At 70.6% G+C, this 16,955-nt stretch carries 15 protein-coding genes and 1 riboswitch; of the genes, 12 read left to right on the top strand and 3 right to left on the bottom strand.

The window, feature by feature from the left end:
• Nucleotides 1-34 precede the first annotated feature (34 nt).
• Nucleotides 35-382, bottom strand: a complete 348-nt coding sequence (locus AC3A6Y_RS18165) for a cell division protein ZapA (protein ID WP_487869614.1) — start codon at nt 380-382, stop codon at nt 35-37.
• Nucleotides 379-606 carry a DUF904 domain-containing protein gene (locus tag AC3A6Y_RS18160; protein WP_487869613.1) on the bottom strand — a complete coding sequence of 76 codons (228 nt, stop codon included), beginning with the start codon at nt 604-606 and terminating at the stop codon, nt 379-381. The genes AC3A6Y_RS18165 and AC3A6Y_RS18160 overlap by 4 nt, the downstream gene beginning before the upstream one ends.
• Before the next feature lie 40 nt (nt 607-646).
• A riboswitch (cobalamin riboswitch) is annotated at nt 647-886 on the top strand.
• Nucleotides 887-1,041: 155 nt separating this feature from the next.
• On the opposite strand from AC3A6Y_RS18160, the gene AC3A6Y_RS18155 reads away from it, so the two are divergent.
• Genes AC3A6Y_RS18155 through AC3A6Y_RS18120 form a run of 8 tightly spaced genes read left to right on the top strand, consistent with a single transcriptional unit; the run spans nt 1,042 to nt 8,714 of the window.
• On the top strand, nt 1,042-2,862 hold the full coding sequence (locus AC3A6Y_RS18155; protein WP_487869612.1) for a TonB-dependent receptor domain-containing protein: 1,821 nt from the start codon (nt 1,042-1,044) through the stop codon (nt 2,860-2,862).
• Nucleotides 2,844-3,428: a bifunctional adenosylcobinamide kinase/adenosylcobinamide-phosphate guanylyltransferase gene (cobU, locus tag AC3A6Y_RS18150; RefSeq protein ID WP_487869611.1), complete on the top strand. Its 585-nt coding sequence runs from the start codon at nt 2,844-2,846 to the stop codon at nt 3,426-3,428. Before AC3A6Y_RS18155 ends, cobU begins: the two co-directional genes overlap by 19 nt.
• Complete coding sequence (locus AC3A6Y_RS18145) at nt 3,425-4,303, top strand: ABC transporter substrate-binding protein (RefSeq protein WP_487869610.1); 879 nt, start codon at nt 3,425-3,427, stop codon at nt 4,301-4,303. The genes cobU and AC3A6Y_RS18145 overlap by 4 nt, the downstream gene beginning before the upstream one ends.
• Entirely contained in the window at nt 4,300-5,304 is a 1,005-nt protein-coding gene (locus AC3A6Y_RS18140) for a FecCD family ABC transporter permease (RefSeq protein ID WP_487869609.1), read from the top strand. The genes AC3A6Y_RS18145 and AC3A6Y_RS18140 overlap by 4 nt, the downstream gene beginning before the upstream one ends.
• Complete coding sequence (locus tag AC3A6Y_RS18135) at nt 5,304-6,077, top strand: ABC transporter ATP-binding protein (protein WP_487869608.1); 774 nt, start codon at nt 5,304-5,306, stop codon at nt 6,075-6,077. Before AC3A6Y_RS18140 ends, AC3A6Y_RS18135 begins: the two co-directional genes overlap by 1 nt.
• Before the next feature lie 20 nt (nt 6,078-6,097).
• Nucleotides 6,098-6,667, top strand: coding sequence for a cob(I)yrinic acid a,c-diamide adenosyltransferase (cobO, locus tag AC3A6Y_RS18130; protein WP_487869607.1), 570 nt, complete (start codon nt 6,098-6,100; stop codon nt 6,665-6,667).
• A 5-nt stretch (nt 6,668-6,672) separates the two neighbouring features.
• Nucleotides 6,673-7,701 (top strand): adenosylcobinamide-phosphate synthase CbiB, encoded by a 1,029-nt coding sequence (cbiB, locus tag AC3A6Y_RS18125; RefSeq protein ID WP_487869606.1) that lies wholly within the window; start codon nt 6,673-6,675, stop codon nt 7,699-7,701.
• Nucleotides 7,698-8,714 carry an aminotransferase class I/II-fold pyridoxal phosphate-dependent enzyme gene (locus AC3A6Y_RS18120; RefSeq protein ID WP_487869605.1) on the top strand — a complete coding sequence of 339 codons (1,017 nt, stop codon included), beginning with the start codon at nt 7,698-7,700 and terminating at the stop codon, nt 8,712-8,714. Before cbiB ends, AC3A6Y_RS18120 begins: the two co-directional genes overlap by 4 nt.
• A 5-nt stretch (nt 8,715-8,719) precedes the next feature.
• On the opposite strand, the gene AC3A6Y_RS18115 is transcribed toward AC3A6Y_RS18120, so the two are convergent.
• The gene (locus AC3A6Y_RS18115) at nt 8,720-9,634 is read right to left on the bottom strand and encodes a LysR family transcriptional regulator (RefSeq protein ID WP_487869604.1); all 915 of its coding nucleotides are present in this window, start codon (nt 9,632-9,634) and stop codon (nt 8,720-8,722) included.
• Nucleotides 9,635-9,803: 169 nt separating this feature from the next.
• Here AC3A6Y_RS18115 and AC3A6Y_RS18110 point away from each other — a divergent pair, with 169 nt between their 5' ends.
• From AC3A6Y_RS18110 to AC3A6Y_RS18095, 4 genes are all read left to right on the top strand, one after another.
• Nucleotides 9,804-10,676 carry an alpha/beta hydrolase gene (locus AC3A6Y_RS18110; RefSeq protein ID WP_487869603.1) on the top strand — a complete coding sequence of 291 codons (873 nt, stop codon included), beginning with the start codon at nt 9,804-9,806 and terminating at the stop codon, nt 10,674-10,676.
• A gap of 146 nt (nt 10,677-10,822) precedes the next feature.
• Nucleotides 10,823-12,070 (top strand): efflux RND transporter periplasmic adaptor subunit, encoded by a 1,248-nt coding sequence (locus AC3A6Y_RS18105; RefSeq protein WP_487869602.1) that lies wholly within the window; start codon nt 10,823-10,825, stop codon nt 12,068-12,070.
• Nucleotides 12,071-12,110: 40 nt separating this feature from the next.
• Complete coding sequence (locus tag AC3A6Y_RS18100) at nt 12,111-15,401, top strand: efflux RND transporter permease subunit (protein ID WP_487869601.1); 3,291 nt, start codon at nt 12,111-12,113, stop codon at nt 15,399-15,401.
• A gap of 31 nt (nt 15,402-15,432) precedes the next feature.
• Nucleotides 15,433-16,923, top strand: coding sequence for an efflux transporter outer membrane subunit (locus AC3A6Y_RS18095; RefSeq protein ID WP_487869600.1), 1,491 nt, complete (start codon nt 15,433-15,435; stop codon nt 16,921-16,923).
• The last annotated feature ends 32 nt before the right edge of the window (nt 16,924-16,955 follow it).

Genomic DNA, 16,955 nt, shown 5'->3' with positions numbered 1-16,955 from the left:
GATTTTACGCCCGCCCGGCGCCGGGCGGCACCCCTCAGAGCAAATGACCGTCGCCGGCCAGGGCCTGGTCGAGGCGCTGGATCAACTGCGCTGCACGCGCCTCGTCGAGGTCGTCGGTGCCGGAAACCGCGGAGGGCGCCGGCGCCGGTGATGCCGGCGCTGTTGCTGCGGCGAGCGAGGCCTCGCGCTGGGCCAGGTCGAAGGCCAGGTTCAGCGAGGCCAGGACCGCGATGCGGTCGCGCGCCTTGACCTTGCCCGCATCGCGGATCTTGCACATGGCGGCATCGACGCGCTCGACCGCTTCGCGCAGCTGCGGCTCGCCGCCTTCGGGGCAGCCGAGCAGGTAGCTCTGGCCCATGATCTGGACTTCTATTTGCTTCATCGGGGCGTGGAGGCGTCTTCGGAGGGATCGGCCGGCAGCTGCTCGAGCAGCGCGTCGAGCCGGGTGCGTGCCGCGGCCAGGCGGGACTTGAGCGCGTCGCGCTCGCGCGTGAGCGCATTCACCTGGTCTTGCAGCAACGCATTGGTGCGCTGCACTTCTTCGTGGCGCACGAGCAAACGTTCGACGCGCTCGGCGATCTGATCAATTCGGCTCGGTGCAGGCATGGGGGGCGATTGTAGTTTCCGGCTAAGCCTGCGTTTACACATAAAATCCCGCGCGTTGGTGCTTCGCGCCGTGGTTCACGCGGCGCAGTTCAACGGGAAGCAGGAGTCGAAGCCCTTCAGGGCCCAGCCAGCCTGCGCTGCCCCCGCAACGGTCAAACAGCCGGCACGCCCTCGGTGCCACCCTCGTCGAAAAGCCACTGGGCGCCCTGAAACAGGTGCCTGGGAAGGCGGCGGGGGCCGCGTTGTCAGCCCGGATACCGGCCAACGAGGCGGCTGCCGCATGCGCGAGCAGGCGGTGGCCATGACGTCCAAGCACCGGCGGGGAAGCCGGTGGCGGGCATTGATGATCTCTTGTGTTCCATGATGACTTCCTGCGTTACTTCCGCGCATGCCGATGGTCGCGGCCTGCCGCGCCCCCGCACGGCGCCCAGCCTCTTGTCCTTCGCCATCGCATCCATGCTCGGCGGCCTCGCCTGTGCCCCGGCGCCCGCCCTCGCGCAATCCTCCCCGGCGCTGCCCGAAACGCTGGTGACCGCCACCCGCACGCCCACCCGCGCCGATGAGCTGGTGTCGGACACGGTGGTCATCGACCGCGCGCAGATCGAGCAGCAGGCCAGCCGCACGCTGCCCGAGATCCTGCAGCGGGTCGCGGGCGTGCAGATCACGTCCAACGGCGGCGCCGGCAAGGCCAGCGGCGTATTCATCCGCGGCGCCGAGGCGCGCCACACCCTCCTCCTGATCGACGGCGTGCGCTACGGCTCGGCCACGGCCGGCGCGCCGGCGTGGGAGAACATCCCGGTCGAGATGATCGAGCGCATCGAGGTGGTCAAGGGCCCTGCCTCGGCGCTGTACGGCAGCGACGGCGTCGGCGGCGTGGTGCAGATCTTCACGCGCAAAGGCAAGCCGGGCGAAGATTCCTTCAATCCGCGCGCCTCGACCACCCTCGGCAGCGAGGGCTACAAGCAGATCACGGGCGGCTTCAGCGGCGCATCGGGCCCCTTCACCTATTCGCTCGATGCGCAACGCACCATCGACAAGGGCTTCTCCTCGACCAACCGCCGGGTGCCCTTCGGCAACTTCAATCCGGATCGCGATCCTTTCCTGCAGAGCGCGCTCAATGCCTCGCTGGGCTTCCAGATCAACCCCGACTGGAAGGTCGACAGCGGCCTGCTGTATTCCGAGGGCATCAACCACTACGACGACGGCCCGGACTGGAACACGCGCAACCGGGCGCGCACGCAGACCGCCTACCTCGGCGTGAGCGGCGCCGTGACCTCGGGCTGGAAGACGCAGCTGCGCTATGCGCAGAGCCGCGACTACACGCGCAACATCGTGGCGGAGCCGTTCAACCTGCCGGGCCTGTTCGAGACCACGCAGAAGGAGTACCTCTGGCAGAACGACATCGCGACGCCGATCGGCACCGTGGTCGCCGGCCTGGAGCGCCGCGTGCAGGAGGTGAACAGCGACACGGCCTATACCGTGACCCGGCGCGACATCGACTCGGCCTTCGTCGGCCTCAACGGCAGCGCCGGCAATCACAGCTGGCAGCTCAACACGCGGCACGACCAGAACTCGCAGTTCGGCGACAACAACACCTGGTTCGCGGGCTACGGCTATCGGATCTCGCCGAACTGGCGCGTGCATGCGTCGCACGGCACCAGCTTCGTCGCGCCCTCGTTCAACCAGCTCTACTACCCGAACTTCGGCAACCCCGCGCTGCAGCCGGAAGAGGGCAAGAACACCGACGTGGGCATCACCTGGAGCCAGGACGGCCACAGCGTGAAGCTGGTGCGCTACGACAACAAGATCCGCGGCTTCATCACCAGCACCACGCGCCCGGAGAACATCCCTCGTGCGCGCATCGAGGGCTGGACGCTGGGCTACGACGGCCAGTTCGGGCCGTGGACCCTGCGCGCCAGCGTCGACTCGCTCGACCCGCGCAACGAGCTCAACGGCCGGCAACTGCCGCGCCGCGCGAAGAACCAGGCCTCGGTCGGCGTCGACTATGCGGTCGGCCCCTGGAAGTTCGGCGCCTCGGCGCTGCACGTGGGCCGGCGCTTCGACGACAGCGGCAATACCATGCGGCTTGGCAACTTCACCACCGTGGACCTCTATGGCGAATACAAGGTGTCGAAGGATTGGGCCGTGCAAGGCCGCATCACGAACCTCAACGACGTGAACTACGAGACCGCCTTCGGCTACAACCAGCGCGGACGCGCCGTCTACCTGACCCTGCGGTGGCAACCGAAGACCTGAAGCCCCATGAGCGCGCGCTGATCCTCGGCGGTCAGCGCAGCGGCAAGTCGCGCCGCGCCGAGCAGCGCGCGGCCGGCTGGCTGGCGCGCGACCCGGCGCATCGTGCGGTGCTGATCGCGACGGCGACCGCGCACGATGCGGAAATGCGCGAGCGCATCGCGCGCCATCGCGCCGACCGGGCGCAGCGCGTGCCCGGGCTCGTCACGGTGGAAGAGCCGGTCCAGCTCGGCCCCGCCCTGGTCCGGCACAGCGAGCCCGGCACGCTGGTGCTGGTCGACTGCCTGACGCTGTGGCTCACCAATCTTCTGATGCCCGCCGGATCGGGCAGCGCAGCGCCGTCGCTCGCCGACACGGCGCAGACCGTCTTGCTGCACGCGCTGCACGAGGCCCGCGGCCCGGTGCTGCTGGTGAGCAACGAGATCGGACTGGGCGTGATCCCGATGGGACGCGAGACGCGCGCCTTCGTCGATGCGCTGGGCCGGCTCAACCAGGCGGTGGCGGCGGTTTGCGATCGCGTGACGCTGATGGCGGCCGGCCTGCCGCTCAGCCTGAAAGATCCTTCATGAATTCCTTCGCCAGGCGCCTGTTCGCCGGCTTGCTGGGCCTGTGGGCGCTCGCGGCCACCGCCGTCGTCGTGACCGACGAGCGCGGCGTGCGCGTGGAGCTGCCGCGGCCGCCGCAGCGCATCGTGACGCTGCTGCCCTCGCTGACCGAGTCGGTCTGCGCGCTGGGCGGCTGCGAGCGGCTGGTCGGCGTCGACCGCTATTCCAACTGGCCCGCGCCGGTCCGGGCGCTGCCGCAGCTCGGCGGCGGCATCGACCCCAACGTCGAGGCCATCGTCGCGCTCAAGCCCGACGTGGTGCTGCTCGCCAAGTCCTCGCGCGTCAGCGGGCGGCTGGAGGCGCTGGGCCTCAAGGTGCTGGCGCTCGAGCCCAAGAGCCATGTCGACGTGCGGCGCGTGCTCGAGGCGGTGGCGCAGGTGCTGGGCAGCGGCGATGCGCAGCAGGTGTGGCGCGACATCGATGCCAGCGTGTCGGCGGCGGCGCAGTCGCTGCCCGCCGGCGCCGCGCGCACGCGCGTGTACTTCGAGGTCAACAACGCGCCCTATGCGGCGGGCGAGAGCTCCTTCATCGGGGAGACGCTCGCCCGGCTGGGCGTGAAGAACATCGTGCCGCCCTCGCTGGGGCCCTTTCCCAAGCTCAATCCGGAATACGTGGTGCGCGCCGATCCCGACCTGATCATGGTCGGCGCGCGCAGCGCGCAGGGGCTGGAGCAGCGGCCGGGCTGGGGCGGCATGCGCGCCGTGCGCGAGGGCCGCGTCTGCCGCTTCACCGCCGAGGAGTCCGACGTGCTGGTGCGCCCGGGCCCGCGCATGGGCGAGGCCGCGCGGCTGATGGCGGACTGCCTCCGGCAGAAGGCGCGCGGAGGCGCCGCCGGGTGAGGAGCCAGCACCGCCGCGCGCTGGCGCTGGGCATCGTGCTGCTGGCGCTCGGGGCGGCGCTGCTGGTGCTGGGCGCGGGCATCGGCAGCACCGGCTTCGAGAGCGTGCTCGATGCGCGCCACGACCCCGTCGCGCTGCAGATCGTGTGGGACATCCGCCTGCCGCGCACGCTCGGCGCCTGGCTGGCCGGAGCGCTGCTCGGCCTTGCGGGCGCGGTGGCGCAGGGCCTGTTCCGCAATCCGCTGGCCGACCCGTATCTGCTCGGCAGCGCCTCGGGCGCCTCGCTGGGCGTGGCCATCGCGCTGGCGATGTTCGGCGTCTCGCCGACCAGCACCGAATGGGTGGTGCGCCTGGGCCTGACCGGCGCGGCCTTCCTGGGCGCGGTGCTGGCGGTGCTGCTGACGCTGATGCTGGCGCGCGGCGTGCAGCAGACGCTGCGGCTGCTGCTGGCGGGCGTGATCGTCGGCGTGGTGCTCGGGGCCGCCAAGGACCTGATCACCATCGCCTCGGCCGACATCCTGCAGGCGATCGTGGGCTTCATGCTCGGCAGCACCGGCCTGGTCGGGTGGAGCGCCTGCGCCGTGATGGGTGCGCTGGGCGCGGCCTGCCTGCTGCTGGGCTGGATGCTGGCGCCGCTGCTCGACGGCCTCGCGCTCGGCGAATCCACCGCGGCCAGCCTGGGCCTGCCGCTCGCCGCGATGCGCGCGGCCCTGGTCGTGGTGCTGGCGCTGGCCACCGGCGCCGCGGTGGCGCAGACCGGGCTGATCGCCTTCGTCGGCCTGGCCTCGCCGCACCTGGTGCGCTCGGCCGTCAAGACCACGCACGCGCGGCTGCTCGTGCTGTCCACCGCCATGGGCGGCCTGCTGCTGATGGCGGCGGACCTGCTCGCGCGCTGGCTGATCGCGCCGCAGGAACTGCCGGTCGGCGTGCTGACGGCCGTGCTCGGCGGCAGCTACCTGCTGTGGCTCATGCACCGGCGCAGCGCGCGCGGAGGCTTCTGATGCAGGCGGCGGCGCTGGAAGCCCGACAGCTGAGCGCCACGCTGGGCGGCGTGGAGGTGCTGCATGCGGTCGATCTCGCGCTGGCGGCCGGGCGCTGGACCAGCGTCGTCGGACCCAACGGCGCGGGCAAGTCCACGCTGCTGAAAGCGTTGGCCGGGCTGCTGGCGCATCGCGGCGAGGTGCGGCTGGGGGGCGAGCCGCTCTCGTCCCTGCCGGGCCGTGTGCGTGCGCGGCGGCTGTCCTGGCTGGGCCAGGGCGGACCGGGCGAGGGCAGTGCGGACGACCTGATGGTCTACGACGTCGCCATGCTCGGCCGCCTGCCGCACCAGCGCTGGCTGGCGGCGCCCAGCGAGGCCGATCGCGCGGCGGTCGAGCGGGCGCTGCGCAGCACCCAGGCGTGGGCGTGGCGGGAGCGTCCGCTGGGGCAGCTCTCGGGCGGCGAGCGGCAACGCGTGCTGCTGGCGCGGGCGCTCGCCGTCGAGGCCGAGCTGCTGCTGATGGACGAGCCCCTGGCCAACCTCGACCCGCCGCACCAGGCCGACTGGATGGCGGTCGCACGCGGCCTGGTGGCCGAGGGCCGCACCGTCATCAGCGTGCTGCACGAGCTCAACGTCGCTCTGGCCGCCGATGCGATGGTGGTGATGGCCGGCGGGCGCGTGCTGCACCAGGGCGGCTGCCATGACCCGGCCACCCACCAGGCCCTGGAGTCGGTGTTCGACGGCCGCGTCGTCGTGCACCGCGTGGCGGACCAATGGATCGCAATACCGCACTGACACATCGACAAGGACATTCCATGCAAATCGAAACCCCGCCCAGCGACAAGCCCTACGAAAAGCCCGAGGGCGAGCGCCGCGGCTTGGTGATCGTCAACACCGGCGACGGCAAGGGCAAGAGCACGGCAGCCTTCGGCCTGGCGCTGCGCGCGCACGGCCGCGGCAAGGCGGTGAAGATCTTCCAGTTCATGAAGGTGCCGAGCGCACGCTTCGGCGAGCACCGCATGTTCGAGCAGATCGGCATTCCCATCGAGGGCCTGGGCGACGGCTTCAGCTGGAAGAGCCAGGACCTCGAGCGCTCTGCGCAACTCGCGCGCGAAGGCTGGGAGAAGGCGAGGGCGGCGATCCTGTCGGGCGAGCACTTCCTGGTCGTGCTGGACGAGATCACTTATCCGCTGATCTACGGCTGGCTGCCGCTCGAGGGCGTGCTCGAGACGCTGCGCACGCGCCCGCGCGACGTGCATGTGGTGCTGACGGGCCGGCGCTGCCCGCCCGAGATCGTCGAGCTGGCCGACACCGTGACCGAGATGCAGATGATCAAGCACGCCTTCAAGGCCGGCATCCCCGCACAACGCGGCATCGAGGATTGATCGAGATGCCCTGGCTCCCGCTCCTTCCCGCTCCGGGGGAGGGCTGGGGCGGGGGCACCGCCCCGCTGATCCACGCGGCAGCACTCGTCCTCGCCCTCTTGATCGATCGCGTGCTCGGCGAACCTCCGGCGCGCTGGCATCCCGTCGTCTGGATGGGCCGCTACCTCGGCCGGGCCGGCCCTTGGATCGCGCCCCGCAACGAGGTCGCGCCGCCCGCCCGATCCGGGCCATTTGCCGCCGGCGCGCTGGCCTGGTGCGCCGGCGGCGCAGCGGTCGTGCTGGCCGCCGTGGCCCTGAGCGCCGCCGCCACTCGCCTGCCGCCCTGGGTTGCCGCGCTGCTGCTCGGCCTTGCCCTCAAGCCCCTGCTCGCCTGGCGCATGCTGCGCGACGAGGTGCTGGCGGTCGAAGCCGCACTGGCCTGCTCGCTCGCCGAAGGCCGCGCGCGCCTCACGCACCTCGTGAGCCGCGATGTCCGCACGCTGGACGAAGGCGCGGTGCGCGAGAGCGCCATCGAGTCGCTGGCCGAGAACCTCAACGACTCGGTGGTCGCGCCGCTGTTCTGGTTCCTGCTGCTGGGCCTGCCCGGCGCCGCGCTCTACCGCTTCGCCAACACCGCCGATGCGATGTGGGGCTACCGCGGCGAGCGGCACGGTCTTGTCTGGGAGTGGGCCGGCAAATGGGCGGCGCGCGCCGACGATGTGCTCTCCTGGCTGCCCGCGCGCCTGACTGCGCTGCTCCTTACCCTGCCTTGCTCCCTCGCCTTCCGGGGGAGGGTTGGGGTGGGGGCGCGCGCCCTCATCCGGCAAGCCGGCCTCACGCCATCGCCCAACAGCGGCTGGCCCATGGCCGCCATGGCTTTGCGCCTCGGCGTGCGTCTCGCCAAACCTGGCGTCTATGTGCTGAACCCCGCAGGCCGCGAGCCCACGGCCGCCGATACCCGGTGCGCGGCAGCACGGGCCGGCCGGGTGGTCTGGATGATGGGCGCCCTCGCGGCGCTCGCCTTGGTCCTTCAGGCAACATGGCCCGGCGCATGATCCCTGCACCGGATTTCGACGAAGAAGTCTTGCACGGCGGCCCCGACGCCCGCGGCGCGGCGCGGCACGACTTCTCGACCAATGCCAATGCCTGCGGCCCCTGCCCGACGGCCCTGCGGGCGCTGGCGCAAGCCGATGCGAGCCGCTACCCCGACCCCCGTCATACCGCGCTGCGCGAGTCGCTGGGCCGCTTCCACGCCGTCGACCCCGAACGCATCGTGATCGCCGCGAGCGCCAGCGAATTCATCGCGCGCATCACGGCCGCAGTCGCGCAGCAGGGCGGGCGCGAGGTCTGGCTGCCGCGGCACAGCTATGGCGACTATGGGAGCGCCGCAGCAGCCTGGGGTCTCGACCTTCGGCGCGAACCCGAGTCGCCGGCCGGCTGCGCGCTGGCCTGGTGCTGCGATCCGTCGAGTCCGCTGGGTCAGGTCCAGCCGGGCTTGGGGACGCTGGTCGATGCGCTGGCGATCACGACCCCCTGCGTGCTCGACCTGGCCTATGAACCCCTGCGCCTCGAGGGCCGGCTGGACTTGAGCGCCGCGCAGAAGGACCGCGTCTGGCAACTCTGGACGCCGAACAAGGCCCTGGGCCTGACCGGCGTGCGCGCGGCCTATGCGATCGCCCCGCTGGCAGCGACCGGGATGGTTCAGCGTCTGGCGCGCCTCGTGCCCTCCTGGCCCTTGGGCGCACATGGCGTGGCGCTGCTCGCGGCCTGGACGCTGCCCGAGACGCAGGATTGGCTTTCGAGCAGCCGCGACCGGCTGCGCCACTGGAAGCGCGAGCAGGAGGCCCTGTGCGCCGCGATGGGCTGGTCGGTCCTGCCCAGCGTGGCCAACTACTTCTGCGCCCGACCCGACGTGCCGCATGCACCGCGCTCGGCGGCCTTGCGCGAGGCCGGCGTCCAACTGCGCGATGCCCGGTCCTTCGGCCTGCCGGACCATGTGCGCCTCTCCGTGCTCCCACCGGCCAGCCAGGCGGCACTGGCCAGCGCCTGGCACGCCGCAAAGCCCTAGCGGCTTCAGCGCCGCTGCAGCTTCGGATTCTTCGCGAACAGATCTGCCGCCCAGTCCACGAACACCCGCACCTTGGCGCTCAGGTGCCGGTTGGGCGGATACACCACATGCACCGGCAGCGGCGGCCGCGTCCATTCCGGCAGCAATTCGATCAACTCGCCGCGCTCGATGTGCGGGTCGGCCATGAACGTGACGCACTGCGAAAGCCCGAAGCCGCCCAGCACGGCGGCCAGGTGCGCATTGGCCTCGTTGACCGAGACGCGGTAGGGCCCGGCGATCTCGATGTGCTCGTCGCCCTTCTGGAACTCGTGCGGATAGATGCGGCGCGAGCCGGCCGCGAAATAGCTCACCACATGGTGCCGCTTCTCGATGTCGCTCGGATGCTGCGGGATGCCGTAGCGCTTGACGTAGGCCGGCGAGGCCACGGTGACGAAGGCGAGGGTGCCGATGCGCCGCGCCACCAGCGACTGGTCGGTCAGGTCGCCGGCGCGGATCACGCAGTCCACGTTGTCGCTGATCAGGTCGACGGGCCGGTCGCTCACCCCGAGGTCGACCTGGATGTCGGGGTAGCGGTCGCAGAAGCCGGCCAGCGCCGGCAGGATGATCATGCGCGCCGTCGACGAGCCCACGTCGATGCGCAGCCGCCCCGTCGGGCTGGCTTGCGCGTTGGTCATGCTCGCTTCGATTTCGTCGAAGTCGTTCAGCAGCCGCGCCGTGCGCTCGTAGTAGGCGGCGCCGTCGGGCGTGACGGTCACGCGCCGCGTGGTGCGGTTCAGCAGCTTCACATGCAGACGAGACTCCAGCGCCTGGATCTGCTTGGTGACCGTGCCTTTGGGCAGGCCCAGCGAATCGGCGGCACGGGTGAAAGTGCCGGCTTCCACGACGCGGACAAAGATCCGCATGCCTTGGATCTGGTCCATCGATGCTCCTAGGGATAAACCCGCGTGAAGGGGCGGGGGGCGGATTCTGACATGTGCCGTCTTAGGCGATTGTTAGCCGATTGGAAACAGAGTGAGGTAGACGAACTTGTTGTAGTCGCCAATGAGGCCCTTAATATTCAACCCATCGTCACCCATCGAGGTTGTTCCCATGTCATCCCGTCCCACTCCGCGTCCTGCTGAAGCCGCCCAGGCCCCGGCCGGCGCCGCTGCGCCGGGTACGGAGACCGACATCAGCGTTCCGCTGCCGGAGCGCGAGCCGGTCCAGGCGCGCCTCTATGGCCAGCGGGCCAAGGGGACAGCGGTGCCCCTGGTGCTGCACTTCCATGGCGGCACCTTCACCAGCGGCAACCTGGACGATGGCCGCAACGTGGCGCGGCTTTTGACGGCCGCCGGCGCGGTGGTGCTGTCGGTGGCCTATCCGCTGAAGCCCTTTCCAGAGCCCATCGAAGTGGGTTTCGCGGCGCTGGAGTGGCTCTACAAGCAGCGCGTCAAGCTGGCCGGCAAGGGGGCCCGCGTGTACCTCGCCGGCGAAGAGGCGGGCGGCAACCTCGCGGCCGCGGTGGCGCTGATGGCGCGCGACCGCGCCCATCCGCCGCTGGCCGGCCAGATCCTGCTGTCGCCGATGCTCGACCCCTGCGCCGGCACGCTGTCGCTGCGCCAGGCCTCGGGCGACGTCGCCCGCTGCCGCTGGGCCTCGGGCTGGCAGGAATACCTCAGCAGCCCGATGAACGCCACGCACCCCTACGCGGTGCCGGGTGCATCGCTCAGGCTGGCCGAGCTGGCACCGGCGCTGGTGCTGGTCGGCGAAGACGACGCCATGCGCGACGAGGCCCTGAGCTTCGCGCGACGGCTGCATGAGGCGGGCATTCCGGTCACCAAGGCGCTGCTGCCTTCGGCCGCGAAGTGTCCGGACGATTTGTACGACCCCAACTCAGGGGATTGCGCGTGCTCGGAGACAGTGGGTGGGCATCTGCGCGCATTTTTCGCTGCCACGGTGCCGCCGGTGCCACCCCCGGCCTAGGCGCCAGCCGGCTTCGCCGGTCGAACTTTTCTAAAACCTTCCTGGGTCCGCCGGACTGACCGGTGGCGCCGGATTTCGCCTTCCTGCTGCCCTGGGGCCGCGGGCCGGCCTGTTGCTTTTCAAAGTTATCAACGAGGACCTTCATCATGCAAACGAACAACAAGCAGTCGAATGTCAGCCGCCGCATCTGGCCCGCCGTGACCGGCATCACCGCCCTGGTGGCGATCGCCTCGGCCGTCCTGCTCGGGCTGCCCAGCTTCAAGGCCGAGGCCAACAATGCGCCCGCGGTCGCCGAGCCGCGGGCCACGCCCGTGTCAGTGGCCGTGGTGGCCGCGACGCAGGTCAACACCTGGGACGAGTTCTCGGGCCGGCTCGAAGCGGTCGAGCGGGTCGATGTTCGCTCGCGGGTGGCCGGCGCGGTCCTGGCGGCGCATTTCCGCGAAGGCGCGCTGGTCAAGCAGGGCGATCTGCTGATCACCATCGACCCGGCGCCCTATGCGGCCGAGGTCGAGCGCGCCGAGGCGCAGGTGGCCTCGGCCCAGGCCCGCGCGGCCTTCACGCGCAGCGAGCAGGAGCGCGCCCGCCGCCTGTGGGACGACAAGGCCATCGCCCAGCGCGAGCTGGACGAGCGCGTCAATGCCGGCCGCGAGGCCGAGGCCAGCCTGCGCGCCGCGCAGGCCCAGCTGCAGAGCGCGCGCCTGAACCTGGGCTACACGCAGGTGAAGGCGCCGGTGTCGGGCCGCGTCGGCAAGCTCGAAATGACCGTGGGCAACCTGGTCGCTGCGGGCCCCGGCGCGCCGGTGCTGACGACGCTGGTGTCGGTCAGCCCGATCTACGCCAGCTTCGACGCCGACGAGCAGGTGGTGGTCAAGGCCCTGAAGGAGCTGCCGCCCGGCGCCGGCGCCCGGGGCAAGCTCGACGGCATTCCGGTGCAGATGGGCACCGCCGGCCTCGAAGGCACGCCCTACGAAGGCCGCCTGCAGCTGATCGACAACCAGGTCGATGCCAAGAGCGGCACGGTGCGCGTGCGCGCCGCCTTCGACAACAAGGACGGCACGCTGATCCCCGGCCAGTTCGCCCGCATCCGCATGGGCCAGGCCCGCGCCGACACCGCGCTGCTGGTGAGCGAGCGCGCCGTCGGCACCGACCAGAACAAGAAGTTCGTGATGGTGGTCGGGCAAGACAACAAGGCCGAGTGGCGCGAGGTCACGCTGGGTGCGCCGGTCAATGGCCTGCGCGTCGTGACCAAGGGCCTGAAGGCCGGCGAGCGCGTGGTCGTCAACGGCCTGCAGCACATCCGTCCGGGCGCCCTGGTGGCGCCGCAGGAGGTGACCATGGACGCCAAGGCCGACGCGCGGGGACCGCAGCGCGTGGCGAGCGCCGCCAAGTCCTGAGCACCCGAGTGAAGGCGCCATCCCCGAGGGAAACAACACCATGAATCTATCCAAGTTCTTCATCGATCGGCCGATCTTCGCGGGCGTGCTCTCGCTGTTGATGCTGATCGCCGGCCTGATCGCCTTGCGCGGCCTGCCGATCTCGGAATACCCCGAAGTCGCACCGCCCTCGGTGGTGGTGCGCGCCCAGTACCCGGGCGCCAATCCGAAGGTGATCGCCGAGACGGTAGCCACGCCGATCGAGGAGCAGATCAACGGGGTCGAGGGCATGCTCTACATGGGCAGCCAGGCGACCACCGACGGCGTCATGACGCTGACCGTCACCTTCAAGCTCGGCACCGACCCCGACAAGGCGCAGCAGCTGGTGCAGAACCGCGTCTCGCAAGCCGAGCCGCGGCTGCCCGAGGAAGTGCGGCGGCTGGGCGTGACCACGGTCAAGAGCGCGCCGGACCTCACGATGGTCGTGCACCTCGTGTCGCCCAACGACCGCTACGACATGACCTACCTGCGCAACTACGCGGTGCTCAACGTCAAGGATCGCCTCGCACGCATCGAGGGCGTGGGCCAGGTGCAGATCTTCGGCGGCGGCGACTACTCCATGCGCGTTTGGCTCGACCCGCAGAAGGTGGCGCAGCGCGGCCTCTCGGCCAGCGACGTGGTGGCGGCGATCCGCGGCCAGAACGTGCAGGCGGCCGCCGGCGTGGTCGGCGCCTCGCCGGGCCTGCCGGGCGTGGACATGCAGTTGTCCATCAACGCCCAGGGCCGGCTGCAGAGCGAAGAGGAGTTCGGCGACATCATCGTCAAGACGGGCGCCAACGGCGAGGTGACGCGGCTGCGCGACATCGGCCGCCTCGAGCTCGGCTCGGCGGACTACTCCCTGCGCTCGCTGCTCAACAACGACGCCGCGGTCGGCATCGGCGTCTTCCAGGCACCGAACTCCAACGCGCTCGACATCTCGGCCAACGTGCGCAAGACGATGGCGGAGATCAACAAGAACATGCCCGAGGGCGTGGAATACCGCATCGCCTACGACCCGACGCAATTCGTGCGCGCCTCCATCGAATCGGTGGTGCACACGCTGCTCGAGGCCATCCTGCTGGTGGTGCTGGTCGTGATCCTGTTCCTGCAGACCTGGCGCGCCTCCATCATCCCGCTGCTGGCGGTGCCGGTGTCGGTGATCGGCACCTTCGCCGTGCTGCATGTGCTGGGCTTCTCGATCAACGCGCTGTCGCTCTTCGGCCTGGTGCTGGCGATCGGCATCGTGGTGGACGACGCCATCGTGGTGGTCGAGAACGTCGAACGCAACATCGAGGCCGGGCTGACGCCGCGCGAGGCGACCTACCGCGCCATGCGCGAGGTCTCGGGCCCGATCATCGCGATCGCGCTGGTGCTCGTGGCGGTGTTCGTGCCGCTGGCCTTCATCAGCGGCCTGACCGGGCAGTTCTATCGGCAGTTCGCGGTGACGATCGCCATCTCGACCGTGATCTCGGCGATCAACTCGCTGACCTTGTCGCCCGCGCTCGCTGCGCTGCTGCTCAAGGGCCACGACGAGCCCAAGGACGCGCTGACGCGCGGCATGGACCGCATGTTCGGCTGGCTGTTCCGCGGCTTCAACAAGTTCTTCCACCGCGGTGCCGAGGCCTACAGCGGCGGCGTCAAGGGCGTGATCTCGCGCAAGACGCTGATGCTGGTGATCTACCTGGCGCTGATCGGCGTGACCTTCGGCCTCTTCAAGGCCGTGCCCAGCGGCTTCGTGCCGGCGCAGGACAAGCAGTACCTGATCGGCTTCGCGCAGTTGCCCGACGGCGCCACGCTGGACCGCACGGAAGAGGTGATCCAGCGCATGGGCGAGATCACGAAGAAGAACCCGAACGTCGAGGATGCGGTGGCCTTCCCGGGCCTGTCGATCAACGGCTTCACCAACAGCTCGAACTCGGGCATCGTGTTCGCGACCTTGAAGCCCTTTGCCGAGCGCCAGCGCGCCGACCAGAGCGGCGGCGCGGTGGCGGGCCAGCTCAACCAGCAGTTCGCCGGCATCCAGGACGCCTTCATCGTGATGTTCCCGCCGCCGCCGGTGGCGGGCCTGGGCACCACGGGCGGCTTCAAGCTGCAGCTGGAAGACCGCGGCTCGGTCGGCTACGAGCAGATGGACGCGGCGGTCAAGGCCTTCATGACCAAGGCCCGCCAGGCGCCGGAGCTGGCCGGCATGTTCACCAGCTGGCAGGTCAACGTGCCGCAGCTCTATGCCGACATCGACCGCACCAAGGCGCGCCAGCTCGGTGTGCCGGTGCAGGACATCTTCGACACCATGCAGATCTACCTCGGCAGCCTGTATGCGAACGACTTCAACAAGTTCGGCCGCACCTACACCGTGCGCGTGCAGGCGGATGCGCCGTACCGCGCGCGCGCCGAGGACGTCGGCCTGCTCAAGGTGCGCTCGAACACGGGCGAGATGGTGCCGCTCTCTGCGCTGATGAAGGTCAATTCGAGCTTCGGCCCCGAGCGCGCGATGCGCTACAACGGCTACCTCGCCGCCGACATCAACGGCGGTCCCGCGCCCGGCTTCTCCTCGGGCCAGGCGCAGGACGCGATCGAGCGCATCGCCGCCGAGACCCTGCCCAAGGGCGTGAGCTACGAGTGGACCGAGCTGACCTACCAGGAGATCCTGGCCGGCAATTCGGCGGTGCTGGTGTTCCCGCTCGCCATCCTGCTGGTGTTCCTGGTGCTGGCGGCGCAGTACGAGAGCCTGACGTTGCCGCTGTCGATCATCCTGATCGTGCCCATGGGCCTGCTGGCCGCGATGACGGGGGTATGGATTTCCGGCGGGGACAACAACGTCTTCACGCAGATCGGGCTGATCGTGCTGGTCGGATTGAGCGCGAAGAACGCGATCCTGATCGTGGAGTTCGCACGCGAGCTCGAGTTCGCCGGGCGAACGCCGATACAGGCCGCGATCGAGGCCAGCCGCCTGCGGCTGCGTCCGATCCTGATGACCTCGCTGGCTTTCGTGATGGGTGTGCTGCCGCTGGTGCTGGCCACGGGCGCGGGCTCCGAGATGCGCTCGGCCATGGGCGTGGCGGTGTTCGCCGGGATGATCGGCGTGACGGCCTTCGGCCTGTTCCTGACGCCGGTGTTCTACGTCACGCTGCGCAAGCTCACGGGCAACCGGCCGCTCAAGCTGCACGGCGCAGTGCCGCACGTGGCGGACGACGACAGCTTCGTCTCGGCCCAGCATCCGGCGGCGCCGCACGGCGCTGCGCACGACGGCAGTTCCGGTGGCGGCGGCGGCCTGCGGCCCCAGCCCGCTGCACCGCTTGGCACGCACGACTGATGGCGCAAGCCTCTTTGCAAGAAAGAAGATCATGAAACTCGATCGAAGCACTTTCGCCAGGCCTTTGCGGGCAGCGCTGGCGCCGCTGCTGGCGGCCCTGGTGCTGGCCGGCTGCGCGACCACGACGCCCGAAGCGCCGAGCTTCCAGGCACCGGCCCAGTTCAAGGAACAGGCCGCGGCGCCTGCGGAAGGCCGGTGGACGCAGGCCAAGCCCGCCGAGGCGCAGCCGCGCGGCGAGTGGTGGCGCGCCTTCAACGACCCGGTGCTCGACGCATTGGTGGCGCGGGCGGACGCCGGCAACAACAGCATCCAGGCCGCGGCCGCGCGGCTGGCCGAGGCGCGCGCCCTGGCGCGCAGCACCGACGCCGACCGCTCGCCGCAACTCGGCCTGGGCGCAGGCGCCAGCCGGCAGCGCGGGCTGGACCGCAACCAGAGCACGACGCCTTCCACGCTGATCTCGGCCGGCCTCGATTTCTCGTACGAGCTCGACCTGTTCGGGCGGCTCTCGAAGGCCAGCGATGCGGCCCGGCTCGATGCCGAATCGCGCGCCGGCCTGCTGCAGAGCACGCGCCTGCTGGTGCAGGCCGAGACGGCACAGACCTACCTCTCGCTGCGCGCGCTCGACGACGAGCGACAGCTGGTGCGCGAGACCGTCGAGGCCTATCGGGACACGCTGCGGCTCACGCAGCAGCGCTTTCAGGCCGGCGACATCGCCGAGCTCGACGTGGCGCGTGTGGAGACCGAGATGGCCTCCACCGAGTCCGAGGCGCTGACGCTGGACCGGCGCCGCGCCGAGCTCGAGCATGCGCTCGCGGTGCTGACCGGCGAGCCCGCCTCCAGCTTCGAGATGAAGCCCGAGAAGTGGGCCACCGCCTTGCCCGCGATTCCCGCCGGCGTGCCGGCCACCGTGCTGACGCGCCGGCCCGATGTCTCGGCCGCGCAGCGCAGCGTGCTGGCGGCGCAGGCCCGCGTGGGCGTGGCGCAGGCCGCGTGGTTCCCGAACATCGCACTGACCGGCGGCGCGGGCTATGCCTCTTCGGACCTCGGCGACCTCTTCAAGTGGTCGGCGCGTTCCTGGGGCATCGGCGCGCTGCTGTCGCTGCCGCTGCTCGATGGCGGCCGGCGCGAAGCCGGCGTGCAAGGCGCCAGCGCCCAGCTCGACGGCGCGCTCGCGAGTTACCGCGACCAGGTGCTCACGGCCTTCAAGGACGTGGAGGACCAGCTGTCCGCGCTGCGCATCCTCGACTCGCAATCGGGGGTGCAGGCCAAGGCGGTCGCCTCGGCCAGCCGCGCCACGCAGCTGTCCGATGCGCGCTATCGCAACGGCTACATCAGCCAGCTCGACCTGCTCGACGCACGCCGCAGCGAACTGCGCAACCGGCGCCAGGCGCTGCAGGTGAGGTCGGCGCAGTACCAGTCGACCGTCGGGTTGATCCGCGCACTGGGCGGAGGCTGGAGCGAACAGGCCACGGCCGATGCTGCACCCGCGGCGGGCGCCGACGCGCAGCTGGCGGCGCGCTGAGCCTTCGGCGCCGGTTGCGGGTTGCGTCGATC

The organism is Variovorax sp. Soil_C_17, assembly GCF_057657265.1.
This window is presented reverse-complemented; position numbering and strand designations above follow the sequence as displayed.

Bases quoted from the DNA above. Each gene is read 5' to 3' on its own strand.
- AC3A6Y_RS18165 (WP_487869614.1), bottom strand. From the start codon at position 382: ATGAAGCAAATAGAAGTCCAGATCATGGGCCAGAGCTACCTGCTCGGC.
- AC3A6Y_RS18160 (WP_487869613.1), bottom strand. From the start codon at position 606: ATGCCTGCACCGAGCCGAATTGATCAGATCGCCGAGCGCGTCGAACGT.
- AC3A6Y_RS18145 (WP_487869610.1), top strand. From the start codon at position 3,425: ATGAATTCCTTCGCCAGGCGCCTGTTCGCCGGCTTGCTGGGCCTGTGG.
- AC3A6Y_RS18135 (WP_487869608.1), top strand. From the start codon at position 5,304: ATGCAGGCGGCGGCGCTGGAAGCCCGACAGCTGAGCGCCACGCTGGGC.
- cobO (WP_487869607.1), top strand. From the start codon at position 6,098: ATGCAAATCGAAACCCCGCCCAGCGACAAGCCCTACGAAAAGCCCGAG.
- cbiB (WP_487869606.1), top strand. From the start codon at position 6,673: ATGCCCTGGCTCCCGCTCCTTCCCGCTCCGGGGGAGGGCTGGGGCGGG.
- AC3A6Y_RS18120 (WP_487869605.1), top strand. From the start codon at position 7,698: ATGATCCCTGCACCGGATTTCGACGAAGAAGTCTTGCACGGCGGCCCC.
- AC3A6Y_RS18115 (WP_487869604.1), bottom strand. From the start codon at position 9,634: ATGGACCAGATCCAAGGCATGCGGATCTTTGTCCGCGTCGTGGAAGCC.
- AC3A6Y_RS18110 (WP_487869603.1), top strand. From the start codon at position 9,804: ATGTCATCCCGTCCCACTCCGCGTCCTGCTGAAGCCGCCCAGGCCCCG.
- AC3A6Y_RS18105 (WP_487869602.1), top strand. From the start codon at position 10,823: ATGCAAACGAACAACAAGCAGTCGAATGTCAGCCGCCGCATCTGGCCC.
- AC3A6Y_RS18100 (WP_487869601.1), top strand. From the start codon at position 12,111: ATGAATCTATCCAAGTTCTTCATCGATCGGCCGATCTTCGCGGGCGTG.
- AC3A6Y_RS18095 (WP_487869600.1), top strand. From the start codon at position 15,433: ATGAAACTCGATCGAAGCACTTTCGCCAGGCCTTTGCGGGCAGCGCTG.